Genomic DNA, 15,144 nt, shown 5'->3' with positions numbered 1-15,144 from the left:
TAGACGCGGGGACGACGGCTACATGGCGCAAGCCTCTAAAGAGACCGTATTTGATACCCACGGTCGCAATCGTCCCGAAAAGCCAGCACTGGAAAAGGCTTATGGACACGCTGCAGAAGACCATCCACAATTCGGAAGAGCCCGTTGTTTGCCGCTCCTGCGAGGCGCGTCACGGCGGTCTTTGCAGCACGCTGACACCGCAGCAGCTCTGCGACCTCAACCGTCACTCCAGCCGCAAGAAGATGGAAGCCGGCATCGAGCTTCTCGGCCAGGGTGAACTCGTCACGTCCTATGGGAATATCCTCAAGGGCGTGGTGAAGCTGTCGAAGATGATGTCGGATGGCCGCCAGCAGATCGTCGGCCTGCAATTCGCACCGGATTTTCTCGGTCGTCCTTTCCTCGCGGAAAGCAAGATGACGGCGGAAGCAGCGACCGATGTGGAAATCTGTCTCTTCCCGCGCCGCGTCGTCGACCGCATGGTCTCCGAAGTGCCCGACATGGAGCGCAAGCTGCACAGCCAGTCCCTGAAGGAACTGGACGAGGCGCGTGACTGGATGCTGACGCTGGGGCGCAAATCGGCGCAGGAAAAGGTCGCCAGCTTCCTTTATATGATTGCCACCCATATCGACCCGGAAAACGAGGACAAATCCTGCTTCGACCTGCCGCTTTCACGCGCCGATATTGCCGATTTCCTCGGTCTCACCATCGAGACCGTTAGCCGGCAAATGACAAAGCTGCGCAAGGAAGGCATTATCCGTATCGAGAACAACCGCCATATCACGGTGCCCAATCTCGACGTTCTGAGCGAAGCCGCCGGGAACGACTGACGCAATTTCCCCTGTCACCGCCCCTGAAGCGCGGATGCCCCGAAATTGATGTGCGGCGCCCGCGCCTGAGCGGGTGCAAGCGCAAAACCGGCAAGAACCAGCAAAGCGGCGATGCATTTCATGATATTTCACCCCGTGCCCCGCTGTTTCAGCGGCCTGTTTGTTATGGCTTCATCCTAAGCGGCAAAACGCCTCCATCCGCTTAACATCTTGGGTAAGCGGATGGTTCAGAGGCAGGGTAAAGAAGGGGTTAGGATATCGCCCGCCATTCTCCAGTAGGAACAGCTCGTCGCGGAGAATCCATTCGTCAGGCCCACCAGCATGCGCACGACGAGCGAGACGGGGCTGGACATGCCAAACAGGACGAAGACGGCAAAGCAGGCGGCCGCATAGAGCAGCCACCACAGGCGATATTGCGAGGTCGCGCCAAGCAGGCAGACGACGATATTCAGGGCAAAAACAGAGAAGCCGAGAAGAAAAGTCGGCATGATCTCCAAGGCGCGCAAGATGGCGGGCAATAAGCCCAGAAAGATTGCAGACGTCAGAAGCACTTTGGGATTGCGCATTCGGATCAATGCCAAATTGGTGATGGACGTTCAGCGAGTTGATGCGCCGACAATCGCCGCATCGACCGGATCGAGGTTTTATTGCGAGGCGGCGGGCGTCGCAACCGGCTTCTGGTTTTCGGCAAGCGCCCGCAGCTCGGCCACCCGGCGCTTGTATTCGGCTTCCGAAATCTGGCCGTTGCGCCGGGCCGCACCAAGGCGCGAAAGGCTTGTTTCCATCTTGGAGGCTTCATCCTCACCCATCTGGGTGCCGGCGGCCGTCAGCGGCTGCGAGAAGGTCGGATAGGTGCCGGTGTCGCGCTTCTGGCTCACCGCAGTGTCGCTGACGGGGCGCGGACCGACGATTTCGGCCGTCGGGCGGCGCATATGGGCGGGGGCGACGATGGGCTCCGGGGCCTTGCAGGCCGCAAGCGTGGTGGCGAACATGGCGCCGGAGAGCGAAAGCACAGCGATTCTCGCGGCATTTTCCGCATATCTTCCGAATGTGCCCATCTGCTTGCCCATCGTCATGTTCCGCCTGTAAGGATATCTGCCGATATCGAATTCGACCGCGGTTCGGCGCTTTACGCGCCTCCCCTTGCTGGTGGAACTTGTATTCGTTTTCATGCAGAATGTGCAAACACAAATTTGGCGGAGGATCATGCATGGCAGGTGTTGACGGCGGGGGGGCGAAAAAGGGTGGCAAAACGCCCGGCTTCGACGCCAGTTCCGCCGAGGCCTACCTGATCCGCGACCCGGAAACCTTCGCGATCAACATCGCCCGCGCACTCGAAAACCTCGGCAAGGCCGCCTCCGAATGGCTGGCGCCACGCGAACGCGGCGAAATCCCCCAGACAAGCGCCGATCCGGTGACCGATCTCGTCAAGACGCTCTCCGATGTCGCCGAATACTGGATGGCCGAACCGAAGCGCTCGCTGGAAGCGCAGACCCATCTTCTCTCCAGCTATTACGACCTGTGGGCAAAATCGCTGGCGCAATTTTCCGGCGATGCCGATTCGTCCCCGGAAAATGCGGCCGAAAGCGGCCCCGCCCAACGCAGAAGCAAGCGTTTTGCCGATGCCGACTGGCAGGCCAACCCGTTCTTCGATTTCCTCCTGAAAGCCTACCAGACCACCGTCGGTTTCGCCGACCGGATGGTGACGGAGGCAGACGGGCTTGACGAGCACACCCGCACCAAGGCGCTGTTTTACATGCGGCAGGTGACGGAAGCGCTTTCGCCGGCCAATTTCGTCTTCACCAACCCGCAGGTCTTCCGCGAAACGGTCGCCTCCAGCGGCGCCAATCTCGTCAAGGGCATGGCGCAGCTGGCGGAGGATGTCGCGGCCGGCAATGGCCATCTGAAACTGCGCCAGACCGATTACAGCAAATTCGTCATCGGCCAGAATATCGCCGTTACACCCGGCAAGGTGGTGGCGAAAAGCCCGCTCTGCGAAATCATCCATTACGCCCCGACGACGGACAAGGTCTTCAAACGGCCGCTGCTGATCGTGCCGCCATGGATCAACAAATTCTACATTCTCGATCTCAACCCGCAGAAATCCTTTGTCGGCTGGTGCCTGGAACAGGGCCACAGCGTGTTCATGGTCTCCTGGATCAACCCGGATGCGCGCCTCGCCGACAAGGGCTGGGACGATTATATCAGGGAAGGCATCGATTTCGCGCTCGATACCATCGAGGAACGAACCGGCGAGAAGGACATCAACGCCATCGGTTATTGCGTCGGCGGCACGCTGTTATCCTCGGCGCTGGCGCTGCATGCGCAGCAAGGCAATGAACGTATCCGCAGCGCGACGCTGCTCGCCGCCCAGACCGATTTCATCCATGCCGGCGATCTCAAGGTCTTCATCGATGAAGACCAGTTGGCGGCGCTGGACAAGCACATGCAGGCGGTCGGTTATCTCGATGGCTCGATCATGGCCACCGTCTTCAACATGCTGCGCGCCTCCGACCTCATCTGGCCCTATGTGGTCGATAATTATCTGCGCGGCGCCGAGCCCCTGCCCTTCGACCTGCTTTACTGGAATTCCGATTCGACCCGGGTGACCGCCGCCAGCCATTCCTTCTATCTGCGCAATTGTTATCTCGAGAATAATCTCGCCCGCGGGCTGATGCGCGTTGCCGGCAAGCGCATCAATCTCGGCGATATCACCATACCCGTCTATGATCTCGCCACCCGCGATGACCATATAGCACCGGCGAAATCGGTCTTTACGGGGGCTGCCCTGTTCGGCGGGCCGGTGGAATTCGTGCTTGGCGCGTCCGGCCACATCGCCGGCGTCGTCAATCCGCCGCAGCTAGAGAAATACCAATATTGGACAGGACCGTCACCGACCGGAGACTTCGAGGCCTGGCAGGCCGCCGCCACGGCCCATAAGGGTTCCTGGTGGGTGCACTGGCAGAACTGGATCGAAAGCCAGAGTGCCGAGAAGGTGAAAGCGCGCAAGCCGAAAGATGGCAAGCGGCCCGTGCTCGGCGATGCGCCGGGGACATACGTCCTTTCCTAGGATATCGGTGAAAAAGATGACCAGTGCGCGGCAGAAAAGTCTCTTCCACCGGCGTTCCCCTCACCCTCATTCCTGTGCTCGTCACAGGAATCCAGCCGACGCGCGTCTGCGCGGCGAGAAGTGCCCTTTCAGCCCAAGGACTTGGGCTGGCTGGCTCCCTGTGACAAGCACAGGGATGAGAGTGTAAAACAGATCCCGCAAAACACACACGCTTACCCTCAAGGCCCCATGTTCTTCACGCCCCCGCTTATGCCCGCCACGCTCATTTCCCGCTACAAACGCTTCCTCTTCGATGCCGTCCTGGAGGACGGCACGACGATCACCGGCTCCTGCCCCAATACCGGCTCCATGCGCGGGCTGACGACACCGGGCTCCCGCATCTGGCTCTCCGAACATGACAGCCCGACCCGCAAATATCGCCACATGCTGGAAATGGTCGAGGCCGATGGCACCGTAGTCGGCATCAATACCGGCATGCCCAACCGGCTGGCGGAAGAGGCGATCCTCACCGGCCATATCCCGGAACTTGCCGGCTATTCAACAATCCGCCGCGAACAGAAATATGGCCGCAATTCCCGCATCGATTTCCTGCTGTCGCAACCCGGCAGGCCCGATGCCTATGTGGAAGTCAAGAACGTGCATTTCATGCGCGAAAAGGGCCTTGCCGAATTTCCTGATACCGCCACCAAACGCGGCGCCAAACACCTGGAGGAACTGGGTGACGCTGCGGAAGCTGGTTACCGTTCAGTGATGCTCTATCTCATCCAGCGCGACGATTGCGAACGGATGCGCATCTGCGACGATCTCGATCCCGTCTATGCACTGGCGTTTCAACGGGCGATGGCGCGCGGTGTGGAGGCCTATGCGGTGAAATGCACGGTCTCGCCGGCACAAATTTCGGTCAGCGGGACGGTTAAGATGGACGAATGGCGTCCTGCTGTTTTATGAACAGGGACGTAAAGACACAGAAAGCATCAAGATGGTCACCTATATCGACGCAGCCTCCGCCCCCCTCAAGAACACGGGCGTCATCCGCCTTTATACGCTCGAGGATTTCGATGGCATGCGCAAGGCGTGCCAGCTGACGGCGCGTTGCCTCGATGAGCTGACGGCGATCGTCAAGCCGGGCGTGACGACCGACGCCATCGACCGTTTCGTCTTCGAATTCGGCGCCGACCATGGCGCGCTGCCGGCGACACTGAATTATCGCGGCTACACGAAATCCGTCTGCACCTCGATCAACCATGTGGTCTGCCACGGCATTCCGGATGAAAAGCCGCTGCGCGAAGGCGATATCGTCAATATCGACGTGACCTATGTGCTGGACGGTTGGCACGGCGATTCGAGCCGCATGTATCCGGTTGGCCAGATCAAGCGCGCCGCCGAGCGGCTGATGGAAGTGACCTATGAATGCCTGCTGCGCGGCATCGCGGCCGTGAAGCCCGGCGTACGCACCGGCGCGATCGGCGCGGCAATCCAGGCCTATGCGGAAGCGGAACGTTGCTCGGTGGTGCGTGATTTCTGCGGCCACGGCGTCGGACGCCTGTTCCATGATACGCCGAACATCCTGCATTACGGCCACCCCGACGAAGGCCCGGAAATCCGCGAGGGCATGATCTTCACCATCGAGCCGATGATCAACCTCGGCAAGCCGCATGTGAAGGTGCTTTCCGACGGCTGGACGGCGGTGACGCGTGACCGTTCCCTCTCCGCCCAATATGAACATGCCGTCGGCGTCACCGCCACCGGCTGCGAAATCTTCACGCTGTCGCCGGGCGGCTTCGATCGTCCGGGCCTGCCGCCGCTCGCATAAGGCCACACCGCCTATGGCAAAACGCCCTGCCCCGCCTCCCGCCGATCTTTCCATGACGTCCGGCTTTGAGGCGGGCGAAGGCGATCTGTTCGACGGGACGGATGAACGTGGTTTTTTCGCCGAACCGCGAAGCGCACCGAAGAAGGCCGCGCGCGCCGCAACCGCGACGGAACAGGAAGCGGATGCCGCTCACTATCACGGCCACCGGGACAGGCTGCGGGCACGGTACCGCGATGGCGGCGATGCAGCGCTTGCCGATTATGAATTGCTGGAACTCCTGCTGTTCCGGCTGATCCCGAGACGCGACACCAAACCCATTGCCAAGGCCCTCATTGCAAGGTTCGGAACGCTCGGCGGCGTGCTCGGCGCACCCTTGCCGCTGTTGCAGGAAGTGAAGGGCGTGGGCGAGGCCGTGGCGCTTGATCTGAAGCTCGTCGCCTCCGTTTCGCAGCGCATGCTGAAAAGCGAAATCCGCAACAAGCAGGTCTTGAGCTCCTGGTCGTCGGTGATCGACTATTGCCATGCCGCCATGGCGCACGAGACGCGCGAGCAGTTCCGCATCCTCTTCCTCGACAAACGCAATGTGCTCATCGCCGACGAGGTGCAGGGTCAGGGAACCGTCGATCACACGCCGGTCTACCCGCGCGAAATCGTGCGGCGCGCGCTGGAATTATCGTCTACAGCCTTGATTTTAATCCACAATCACCCAAGTGGAGACCCGACCCCTTCGCGTGCGGATATCGAGATGACCAAAACCATCATCGATACGGCAAAGCCGCTCGGCATCACCGTCCACGATCATATCATCATCGGCAAGGACGGCCACGCCAGCTTCAAGGGCCTTCGGCTGATCTGAAGCAGACGCGAATGTTTAAGAAGGGCTGCAACCCATAAGAGCGGCATCAACAAAAAATTAACACCTATAAATTAGCATTTCCGAAAATAATAAATCAAGGCATCGAACCTTGATGCCTTAAGGAACGGGGGTGCTTTATGCGTAGTGCAGTGCGTTTCCTTCGCGATCGATCCGGCTCGAACGCTGTCGAGTTCGCCATCGTCGCACCGATCTTCTTTCTCGTCCTTTTGACCATGATCGCCTACGGCATCTATCTGATGGCGGCCTATTCGGTGCAGCAGATCGCCGCCGATGCGGCGAGAACGGCGGTTGCCGGGCTGAACACGACCGAACGTCAGCAGCTTGCCCGGGATTTCGTCACCAAAAGCGATCTCAGCTACGCTTTCATGGACAAGAGCCGCTTCACCGTCAATGTCGCCACCGATCCCGCCAATGCCAACCAGTTCACGGTGAAGGTCGAATACGACGCCAGCAACCTGCCGATCTGGAGCCTCTACAGCTACACCCTGCCCGAGCCGGTCATCCGGCGTTTTTCCACCATCCGGATCGGAGGAGCATGACATGCGAGATATCCATTCCCTGCTTCCCCGCTTCCTCAAGGATAGAACGGGCAACATCGCCATTTCGGCCGGGCTCACCGCACCGCTCTTCATCGGCATATTGGCGCTCGGCGTCGACTACGGTTACCTGACATTGCAGAAACGGCAATTGCAGCAGACCGCAGATCTCGCGGCCATCTCGGCGGCAGCCAATGCCACGGACGCCGAAAAGGCGGTCCAGCAATATTTTGCCCTCAATGGCATGGATCTCGGCGTCAAGACGGACAAGGGTCTCTTGACCGCCAATGGGTTGCAGCCTTTCGATCCCCTAAATGAATTCGCCAGCAGCAAGGGTTACGCCGAAGTCATCAAGGGTCACTACGAACCGGATGCGACCGTGCCGGTCGGCCAGCGTTTCGTCGACAATGCCCTGCCCACCAATGCGATCAAGGTGAACATCGTCGAACAGGGGCAGATATTCTTCGCTTCCGCCTTCACCAAGCCGCCCAAGGTCTCGGCGGTCGGAACGGCCTCCGCCCAGAAGATAGCCGCATTTTCGGTGGGATCGCGGCTGGCGAGCCTCGATGAGGGAATTCTCAACAGCCTGCTCGGCGGCCTGCTCGGCACCACGGTGTCGCTGAAGCTCATGGATTACCAGGCGCTTCTCGCCGCCGATGTCAATGCGCTGAAGATCGTCGAGGCGCTGGCCATCGATCTCAACCTCACCGCCGGCACCTATAAGGACGTATTGAAGACGGAAATCAGCTACGGCAAATTCCTCGACGTGCTGACGAAAACCACCGGCCTGCAGCCGGCGGTCGCCAACATCCTGAAGACGCTGCAAAAAACCGTCAACAAGAGCAATGTCAACCTCAAGCTTGAGGAAATCCTCAATCTCGGCCCCTTCTCCGATAAGCTGATCGGCACGGGTGAAAACCTCAAGGTGACCGCCGGCGTCTTCGACCTCATCAATGCCGCAGCCGTGGCGGGCAATGGCGGCAACCAGCTGGGGCTTAATCTCAACGCCAATGTCCTCGGTCTCGCCTCGGTCAAGGCAACGCTTGCCATTGGCGAACCGCCCGTTGAAACGCCGTCGCTCGCCGTCGGGGGTCAGGGCACCATCGTGCGCACCGCGCAGACCCGGCTGGCGGTCAATGTCGTGGTGGACGGGCTGCAGGCCATTGCCGGCCTCAAGGTCAATATTCCGCTCTATGTGGAAGTCGCCCATGCCGAAGCGCGGCTTGCCGATATTCGCTGCACGGGCGGCGGACAGGGCACGGTGGATGTCGAGGTCGTTCCCGGCGTCGCCGAAATCGCCCTTGGCAATGTCGATACCACGGCCTTCGCCAATTTCGGCAAGGACCCACGCGTCACCAAGGCGGCCATCGTGGATTCAGCACTGCTCGCCATCAATGGCAGCGCCCTCATCAACGCCACCAACATGACGAAGACCAAGCTGACCTTCACCCAGTCGGATATTACCCAGGCCAAGATCAAGAGCGTCTCGACCAAGGACACCGTCACCACTCTTGTCAGCTCGCTGCTGAAGAACCTCAATCTGGATATCCGGCTTCTCTTCCTCAACCTCGATCTGGGAGGTCTGGCGGGCATCCAGGCGGCGCTTGCCAACACGCTTGCGGTGGTCACCGCTCCGGTCGATCAGCTGCTCTACAACGTGCTTCTGGTTCTCGGCGTCAAGATCGGCGAAGCCGATGTGCGGGTCACCGATGTCCGCTGCCAGCAGCCGGCGCTGGTGCAATAATTTAGCACTGCGCATGAAAAAGCCGCCGGAAGGTCTCCCGGCGGCTTTTTTGTTATTGCGCCAGATCAGGCGTTGGCGATTGCCAGACGCTTCTCATCGCGGCCGCTCTTCATGCGCTCGGACAGCAGGAACGCCAGTTCCAGTGCCTGATCGGCGTTGAGGCGCGGATCGCAATGGGTGTGGTAACGGTCGGACAGCGAATCCGCCGTCACGGCGCGGGCGCCACCGGTGCATTCCGTCACGTCCTTGCCGGTCATCTCGATATGGATGCCGCCCGGATGTGTGCCTTCGGCGCGATGGATCTGGAAGAAGCTTTCGACTTCCGACAGGATGCGCTCGAACGGGCGCGTCTTGTAGTGGTTGAGCGTGATCGTATTGCCGTGCATCGGATCGCAGGACCAGACGACCTTGCGGCCTTCCTTTTCGACAGCACGGATGAGCTTCGGCAGGCTGTCAGCCACCTTGTCATGGCCGAAGCGGCAGATCAGCGTCAGGCGGCCGGCCTCGTTTGCCGGGTTCAGCGCATCGATCAGCTCGATCAGATTGTCAGGCGTCAGCGACGGACCGCATTTCAGGCCGATCGGGTTCTTGATGCCGCGGAAATATTCCACATGCGCATGGTCGAGCTGGCGCGTACGGTCGCCGATCCAGATCATGTGGCCGGACGTGGCGTACCAGTCGCCGGAAGTAGAATCGACGCGGGTCAGCGCCTCTTCGTAACCGAGCAGCAGCGCCTCATGGCTGGTGAAGAAATCGGTCTCGCGCAGGCTCGGATTGCTGTCCGCGCTGATGCCGATCGCCTTCATGAAGTCCATGGTTTCGGAAATCCGGTCGGCCAGCTTGCGGTAGCGGTCCGCCTGCGGGCTGTCCTTGATGAAACCGAGCATCCACTGATGAACGTTTTCAAGGTTGGCATAACCACCCATGGCGAAAGCGCGCAGCAGGTTGAGCGTCGCCGCCGACTGACGGTAGGCGTCGAGCTGGCGCTCCGGGCTCGGAATGCGCGAAGCCTCGTTGAATTCGATACCGTTGATGATATCACCGCGGTAAGACGGCAGCGACACGCCATCCTGCACTTCCACGTTGGAAGAGCGCGGCTTGGCGAACTGGCCGGCAATACGTCCCACCTTTACGACAGGCAGCTGGGCGCCATAGGTCAGCACGACGGCCATCTGCAGGAAGGCGCGGAAGAAGTCGCGGATATTGTCGGCGCCATGCTCGAGGAAGCTTTCGGCGCAATCGCCGCCCTGCAGCAGGAAGGCGTTGCCTTCGGCCACATTGGCGAGCTGTTTTTTCAGGCGGCGGGCTTCACCTGCAAAGACCAGCGGCGGATAGGTCGCAAGCGTGGCTTCCGTCGCCGCAAGGGCGGCCGCGTCAGGATATTCGGGAACCTGCTGGATCGGTTTCTGCCGCCAGCTGCCGGGGGTCCAATTCTGTGCCATGTTCTTACCCTTTTCTCGCCCGCGCGACTGCCGCGCGACCGCCTCGAAAAATTGAGCGGCTTATAGCTCCAAGCATCGGCTTTGCATAGCCGATCCCGGAGCTAACAGGCTCATTCTGCCGGTTTTGAGCGCTCCAGACGCACAAAAGTCAATTCAAACGATTTAACAACCCGCCGCCATCCGAAAAACACCGGCTTCGAGAGGGCGGCGGGCAAATAGGACAGCGATTATATCACGCCTCTATCGGCGTTACACACGCTCGCCATTCACCACACGGTAGCTCGGCGAATACATCGTCACCAGCTCTTCGGCGGCCGTCGGATGAACCGCCATGGTGCGGTCGAAATCATCCTTGGTGCAGCCGGCCTTCAGCGTGATGCCTAGAAGCTGCGCCATCTCGCCTGCCTCGTGGCCGAGAATATGGACGCCGACAACCTTGCGGTCGCTAGCATTGACGATCAGCTTCATGATCGTCTTTTCCTGACGGCCGGAAAGCGTCGCCTTCATCGGCCGGAACTGGGCGCGATAGACTTCCAGTTCCGGATATTTCTTGCCGGCTTCCTCTTCCGAAAGACCGACCGTGCCGATTTCCGGCTGCGAAAACACCGCCGTCGCGATCAGCTCGTGATCCGGTTTGGTCGGGTTGTTCCTGTATTCGGTCTCGATGAAGCACATCGCCTCGTGGATCGCCACCGGCGTCAACTGTACCCGGTCGGTGACGTCGCCCAGCGCGAAGATACCAGGCACGTTCGTGCGCGAATAATCGTCAACGATGATCGCGCCGCGCGCATCCACCTTCACACCGGCGTTTTCGAGACCGAGACCTTTCGTGCTCGGATCGCGGCCAAGCGCCAGCATCACCGTCTCGACGGCAAGCGTGCCGTGGTTCTTGGTACGGGCCTGCAACGCGCCCTCACCCTTCGTCACTTCTTCGATGACATCGCCGAGCAGGATCTTGATGCCCTTGGCCTCCATCGCCTCGTGCAGGCCTTTGCGCATATCCTGATCGAACCGCGACAGGATTTCCTTGCCGCGATAGATCAGCGTCGTTTCCACACCGAGCCCATGGAAGATATTGGCGAATTCCACGGCGATGTAACCGCCGCCGGCGATCAGGATCGATTTCGGCAGTTCTTCCAGATTGAAGGCCTCGTTGGACGAGATCGTCAGCTCGTGGCCGGGCAGCGCCCTGTGCTCGTTCGGCGTACCGCCGACGGCAATGACGATACGCTCGGCCGTGAAGGTCTCACCGGTTTTCGTCAGCTTCACGGTATGGGCATCGACCAGTTCCGCCCGGCTGTCGAAAATATCGGCCTTGGCGTTCTCAAGCCCCTTGCGGTAGAGCCCTTCCAGACGGGTGATTTCCTTGTCCTTCGCTGCGATCAGTTTCTTCCAGTCGAAGCTGCGTTCACCGACGCTCCAGCCAAACCCTTCCGAATCCTCGAAATGCTCCGGGAATTGCGAGGCATAAACGAACAGCTTCTTCGGCACGCAGCCGCGGATGACGCAGGTTCCGCCATAGCGGTATTCTTCCGCAATCCCCACGCGCTTGCCGAGCGAGGCCGCCACGCGGCCGCTGCGCACGCCGCCGGAACCGCCACCGATGACGAAAAGATCGTAGTCATAAGCTGTCATAGTCAAAACCCCTGATCAAAACCGCCATCAGGCCTCAAGACGGGCGGCGGTGCATTCACGCCACATATAGGTGCTGCGACGCACAAATGAAAAGCCCGGTCTTTCGGCCGGGCTTTGAATATTTCTGAAGGTGGGCTTTTTATGCCAGAGCATCGGATTTTCCGGAAACCGTATGAGACGTTCCGGTCCGATGCTCTCCCTGTTCAATCAGGGCTTGGGAGCCGCCGGAGCGCCGCCCGTGGCGTTCTGATCGGCCGGAAGCGGCTTCAGATCGGCGCCGGCAACCTTCTGCAGCTCGGTCATGCTGGAAGCGTTGAGGTCGCGGTTAATGCCGGCGGCCCAGATGTCGGCGGCCTTCATCAGTTCGCGCGTGGCGATCGGGCCGTCCTTCAGGAGCTTCTTGCCGGCTTCGCTGCTGTAGAAGGTGGAAATGGCGTTCAGCTCTTCGACAGTGAAGGCGCGCGCATAGGTGAGTGCTGCCTCGCGCTCCAGATCGGCACGGCGCGGCGCAAGCTCGAGAGCCTTGGCGTCAACGGTCTCGGTGATCGCGTCCTGAACGTTCGGCGAGGCCTGAATGAGTTCGGCCTTCAGACGCTCGGCCAGTCCAGGCAGAATGTCGTCGAAACGGTCGGTAACGCCAAGAGAGGTGATCGCCTGCCGTGCGGCAGCGATATGCGCTTCGGAAATTTCCTGAGCGCGTGCGGCAGTACCGAACACGATGCCGGAAATGAGGATCGAAGCAGCGGCAGCTTTGCCCAGTCCCGCTAATTTGACCATGAAAATCTCGCTCCTGTTATACTGCCTGCATCACGCGGGCGCCTTCAGGACCCGCGATAATGGCAAGCGATGCCAAATTTATGAAAAGTCCGTGCTCAACGACACCGGGAATCGTGTGCAGATCGCGTGCTAGCGCTTCTGCATCAGGAATACGGCCAAAAGATGCGTCGAGGATCAGGTGTCCGCCATCCGTCATGAAGGCGCCGTCGCCGGAAGAACGCAGCGTGAGCGTGCCGGAAAGCCCGGACCGCGACGCCAGCTTTTCGATGGCGATACGCGTCGCCACCTGGCCGAACGGGTTGATTTCGATGGGAAGCGGAAAAGCGCCCAGCGTCTCCACCACCTTGCTCTGGTCGGCGATCACGATCATGCGGGCGGACGCCGCCGCAACGATCTTTTCGCGCAAAAGCGCGCCACCGCCGCCCTTGACGAGGCGCAGCCCATGATCGACCTCATCCGCACCGTCAATGGTCAGATCGAGTTCCGGCAATTCATCCAGCGATTTCAGCGGCACGCCAAGCTCGACGCAAAGACGCGCGGTGCGCTCGGATGTCGGCACGCCCTCGACTTTCAGACCGGCGGCGACCTTTTCGGCCAGAAGCCGGACGAATTCCTCGGCCGTAGAACCCGTGCCGATACCAAGCCGCATCCCATCCTGCACATGGGACAATGCGGCCTCGGCGGCCTTGATCTTCATCTGGCGGGCATCCATGTGCCTGAAACTCCGGTAGCTTTGTCGTCGCCGTGCTGTTTACACGGGTCGAAAGCCAAACGAAAGCCTTTTTCAAGCCAACGAACAGAACGTTGTGACGCGGTTGCAAAGACAGGCCCGTTTGCCTAGGCTTGGCGCGAATGAAAGCACCGATACATCAGTTACACGCATTCCCGAGAGGCCCGTTCCCGTGACATCCCGCCCGCTCTCCCCGCTCGCCATTTTCGATCTCGACGGCACGCTGGTCGATACCTCCGCCGATCTGGTTTCGAGCCTCAACCACACCATTGCCGTAGCCGGTCTTGCGCCCGTCACCTATGACGACCTGACCCATCTCGTCGGCCAGGGCGCGCGGGTGATGATCAAGCGGGCCTTTGCGCTTCGCGAGACCGAACTGCCGGAAGCCGAGATCGAGCCGCTCTACGAGCGCTTCATCACCCATTACCGCGCCGAAATGCCCGGCGAAAGCCGCCCCTATCCCGGCATCATCAACACGCTGGATGCACTCTCGGAAGCCGGCATCACGCTTGCCGTCTGCACCAACAAGACCGAAATCCTGGCTGTGCCGCTGCTCGAAAAACTCGGTCTGACCCGATATTTCGCCGCCATTACCTGCGGCGATACCTTCGCCTTCCGCAAGCCGGATGCCCGCCATATTCTCGGCACCATCGAAAAAGCCGGCGGCGATATCAGGCGCTCGATCATGGTCGGCGACAGCATCAACGACATTCTCGCCGCAAAGAACGCCGCCGTACCGTCGATCGGTGTGACCTTCGGTTACACGGATGTGCCGATGGTGAAACTTGAGCCGGATGTGGTGATCGATGATTTCGCTGAGTTGACGCCGGCGCTGTTCGAAGAACTCGTTGCGAAGGGTGCAGCGGCGGCCTGAGAGGCTGGGGGCTAGGCGAAAAAAGCGAGGGAGCGGCACACTCGACCGCATTGAGAGTTGCGCGCCCCTTCTTCCGTCATGCCGGACTTGATCCGGCATCCAGCCACGGCGCGTCTGCGCCGTGAAAGGACTCTTCTACGATCAAGGACTTGATCGCGCTGGCAACTGTATTGGTGGATATTATTCTCAGGATGTTTTGAATGTGGTTTTGTCCCTGAGAATGGCGTTTGCGATGACGAGCAGTTTGCGGGCGATGGCGATGATCATGACCTTGAAGGGTTTGTTCTTTGCCTGCATGGCCTGGACCAGCCGCGCGAATGGTGCCCGCATTCGATAGGCGACCAGGGCTGCCATATAGAGGGCATCGCGCACGCGCTTTCGTCCGCCGCGAATATGGCGCTGGCCCCGATGGATGCCGCTATCGGCATTGAAGGGGGCAAGCCCTGCAAGGGCTGCCATACTTGCAGGAGAACTGTCACCCAGTTCCGGCATATGCGCCATCAGCGTGAACGCCGTGACCTGGCCGATGCCGGGGATGGAGCGAAGTCTTTCGCTTTGCCCGTTCAGCGCCGCGTTTGTGCGGACATGGGACTGGCACTCTTTTTCGATCGCCGCAATCTCGGTATCGAGCCAGTCAAGGTGGCGCTTGAGGCTGTCGCGCTCCGAGGGATCGGCTGTATAAAGGCGCAACCTTTCCTGCTGGCGCATGGCGACGAGCTGATCCCGGCGCGTGTGCAGGCTTTCCAGCCGCTGACGGGCCGGATCGGATGGCGCCGTCACGGCTGGCGACAGTGTCTCGCCCATGCGCGAAAGCAATCG

15 protein-coding genes are annotated in these 15,144 nt (G+C 60.3%); 8 read left to right on the top strand and 7 right to left on the bottom strand.

Going from position 1 to position 15,144, the window contains the following annotated elements; translation table 11 throughout:
- Positions 1-101 precede the first annotated feature (101 nt).
- Complete coding sequence (gene fnrN, locus ACIQUH_RS20610) at positions 102-827, top strand: transcriptional regulator FnrN (protein WP_400818376.1); 726 nt, start codon at positions 102-104, stop codon at positions 825-827.
- A 227-nt stretch (positions 828-1,054) separates the two neighbouring features.
- Here the strand turns inward: fnrN and ACIQUH_RS20605 are convergent, their stop codons facing one another.
- Positions 1,055-1,315, bottom strand: a complete 261-nt coding sequence (locus ACIQUH_RS20605; protein ID WP_400818373.1) for a hypothetical protein — start codon at positions 1,313-1,315, stop codon at positions 1,055-1,057.
- A 156-nt stretch (positions 1,316-1,471) separates the two neighbouring features.
- Positions 1,472-1,999 (bottom strand): hypothetical protein, encoded by a 528-nt coding sequence (locus tag ACIQUH_RS20600; RefSeq protein WP_400818371.1) that lies wholly within the window; start codon positions 1,997-1,999, stop codon positions 1,472-1,474.
- A 38-nt stretch (positions 2,000-2,037) separates the two neighbouring features.
- On the opposite strand from ACIQUH_RS20600, the gene ACIQUH_RS20595 reads away from it, so the two are divergent.
- From ACIQUH_RS20595 to ACIQUH_RS20570, 6 genes are all read left to right on the top strand, one after another.
- Complete coding sequence (locus tag ACIQUH_RS20595) at positions 2,038-3,897, top strand: PHA/PHB synthase family protein (protein WP_400818368.1); 1,860 nt, start codon at positions 2,038-2,040, stop codon at positions 3,895-3,897.
- Between the two features lie 228 nt (positions 3,898-4,125).
- Entirely contained in the window at positions 4,126-4,845 is a 720-nt protein-coding gene (sfsA, locus tag ACIQUH_RS20590) for a DNA/RNA nuclease SfsA (RefSeq protein ID WP_400818365.1), read from the top strand.
- Positions 4,846-4,876: 31 nt separating this feature from the next.
- Positions 4,877-5,710, top strand: a complete 834-nt coding sequence (gene map, locus ACIQUH_RS20585) for a type I methionyl aminopeptidase (RefSeq protein WP_400818362.1) — start codon at positions 4,877-4,879, stop codon at positions 5,708-5,710.
- A gap of 13 nt (positions 5,711-5,723) precedes the next feature.
- The gene (gene radC / locus ACIQUH_RS20580) at positions 5,724-6,566 is read left to right on the top strand and encodes a DNA repair protein RadC (RefSeq protein WP_400818359.1); all 843 of its coding nucleotides are present in this window, start codon (positions 5,724-5,726) and stop codon (positions 6,564-6,566) included.
- Positions 6,567-6,703: 137 nt separating this feature from the next.
- Positions 6,704-7,126 carry a TadE/TadG family type IV pilus assembly protein gene (locus tag ACIQUH_RS20575; protein ID WP_400818356.1) on the top strand — a complete coding sequence of 141 codons (423 nt, stop codon included), beginning with the start codon at positions 6,704-6,706 and terminating at the stop codon, positions 7,124-7,126.
- A gap of 1 nt (position 7,127) precedes the next feature.
- The gene (locus ACIQUH_RS20570; protein ID WP_400818353.1) at positions 7,128-8,867 is read left to right on the top strand and encodes a TadG family pilus assembly protein; all 1,740 of its coding nucleotides are present in this window, start codon (positions 7,128-7,130) and stop codon (positions 8,865-8,867) included.
- A gap of 65 nt (positions 8,868-8,932) precedes the next feature.
- On the opposite strand, the gene ACIQUH_RS20565 is transcribed toward ACIQUH_RS20570, so the two are convergent.
- The 4 genes from ACIQUH_RS20565 to rpiA form a co-directional block, all read right to left on the bottom strand.
- Positions 8,933-10,309 carry a class II 3-deoxy-7-phosphoheptulonate synthase gene (locus tag ACIQUH_RS20565; RefSeq protein ID WP_400818350.1) on the bottom strand — a complete coding sequence of 459 codons (1,377 nt, stop codon included), beginning with the start codon at positions 10,307-10,309 and terminating at the stop codon, positions 8,933-8,935.
- Between the two features lie 249 nt (positions 10,310-10,558).
- Entirely contained in the window at positions 10,559-11,944 is a 1,386-nt protein-coding gene (gene gor / locus ACIQUH_RS20560) for a glutathione-disulfide reductase (RefSeq protein WP_400818347.1), read from the bottom strand.
- 207 nt (positions 11,945-12,151) lie between these two features.
- A complete protein-coding gene (locus ACIQUH_RS20555) occupies positions 12,152-12,721 on the bottom strand; it encodes a DUF2059 domain-containing protein (protein WP_137003579.1) in 570 nt (189 codons plus the stop codon).
- A gap of 16 nt (positions 12,722-12,737) precedes the next feature.
- Positions 12,738-13,433: a ribose-5-phosphate isomerase RpiA gene (gene rpiA / locus ACIQUH_RS20550; protein ID WP_400818343.1), complete on the bottom strand. Its 696-nt coding sequence runs from the start codon at positions 13,431-13,433 to the stop codon at positions 12,738-12,740.
- 190 nt (positions 13,434-13,623) lie between these two features.
- Between rpiA and ACIQUH_RS20545 the strand changes: the two genes are divergently transcribed.
- Entirely contained in the window at positions 13,624-14,325 is a 702-nt protein-coding gene (locus ACIQUH_RS20545) for a phosphoglycolate phosphatase (RefSeq protein WP_400818341.1), read from the top strand.
- A 186-nt stretch (positions 14,326-14,511) separates the two neighbouring features.
- Here ACIQUH_RS20545 and ACIQUH_RS20540 read toward each other — a convergent pair.
- A partial coding sequence (locus ACIQUH_RS20540) for an IS110 family transposase (RefSeq protein ID WP_400818339.1) occupies positions 14,512-15,144 on the bottom strand: 633 nt, incomplete at its 5' end.

Source organism: Agrobacterium sp. NPDC090283 (assembly GCF_044769685.1).
Lineage (GTDB): Bacteria > Pseudomonadota > Alphaproteobacteria > Rhizobiales > Rhizobiaceae > Agrobacterium.
Note: the sequence above shows the minus strand (reverse complement) of the source record. Positions and strands in the feature narration are given on the sequence as shown.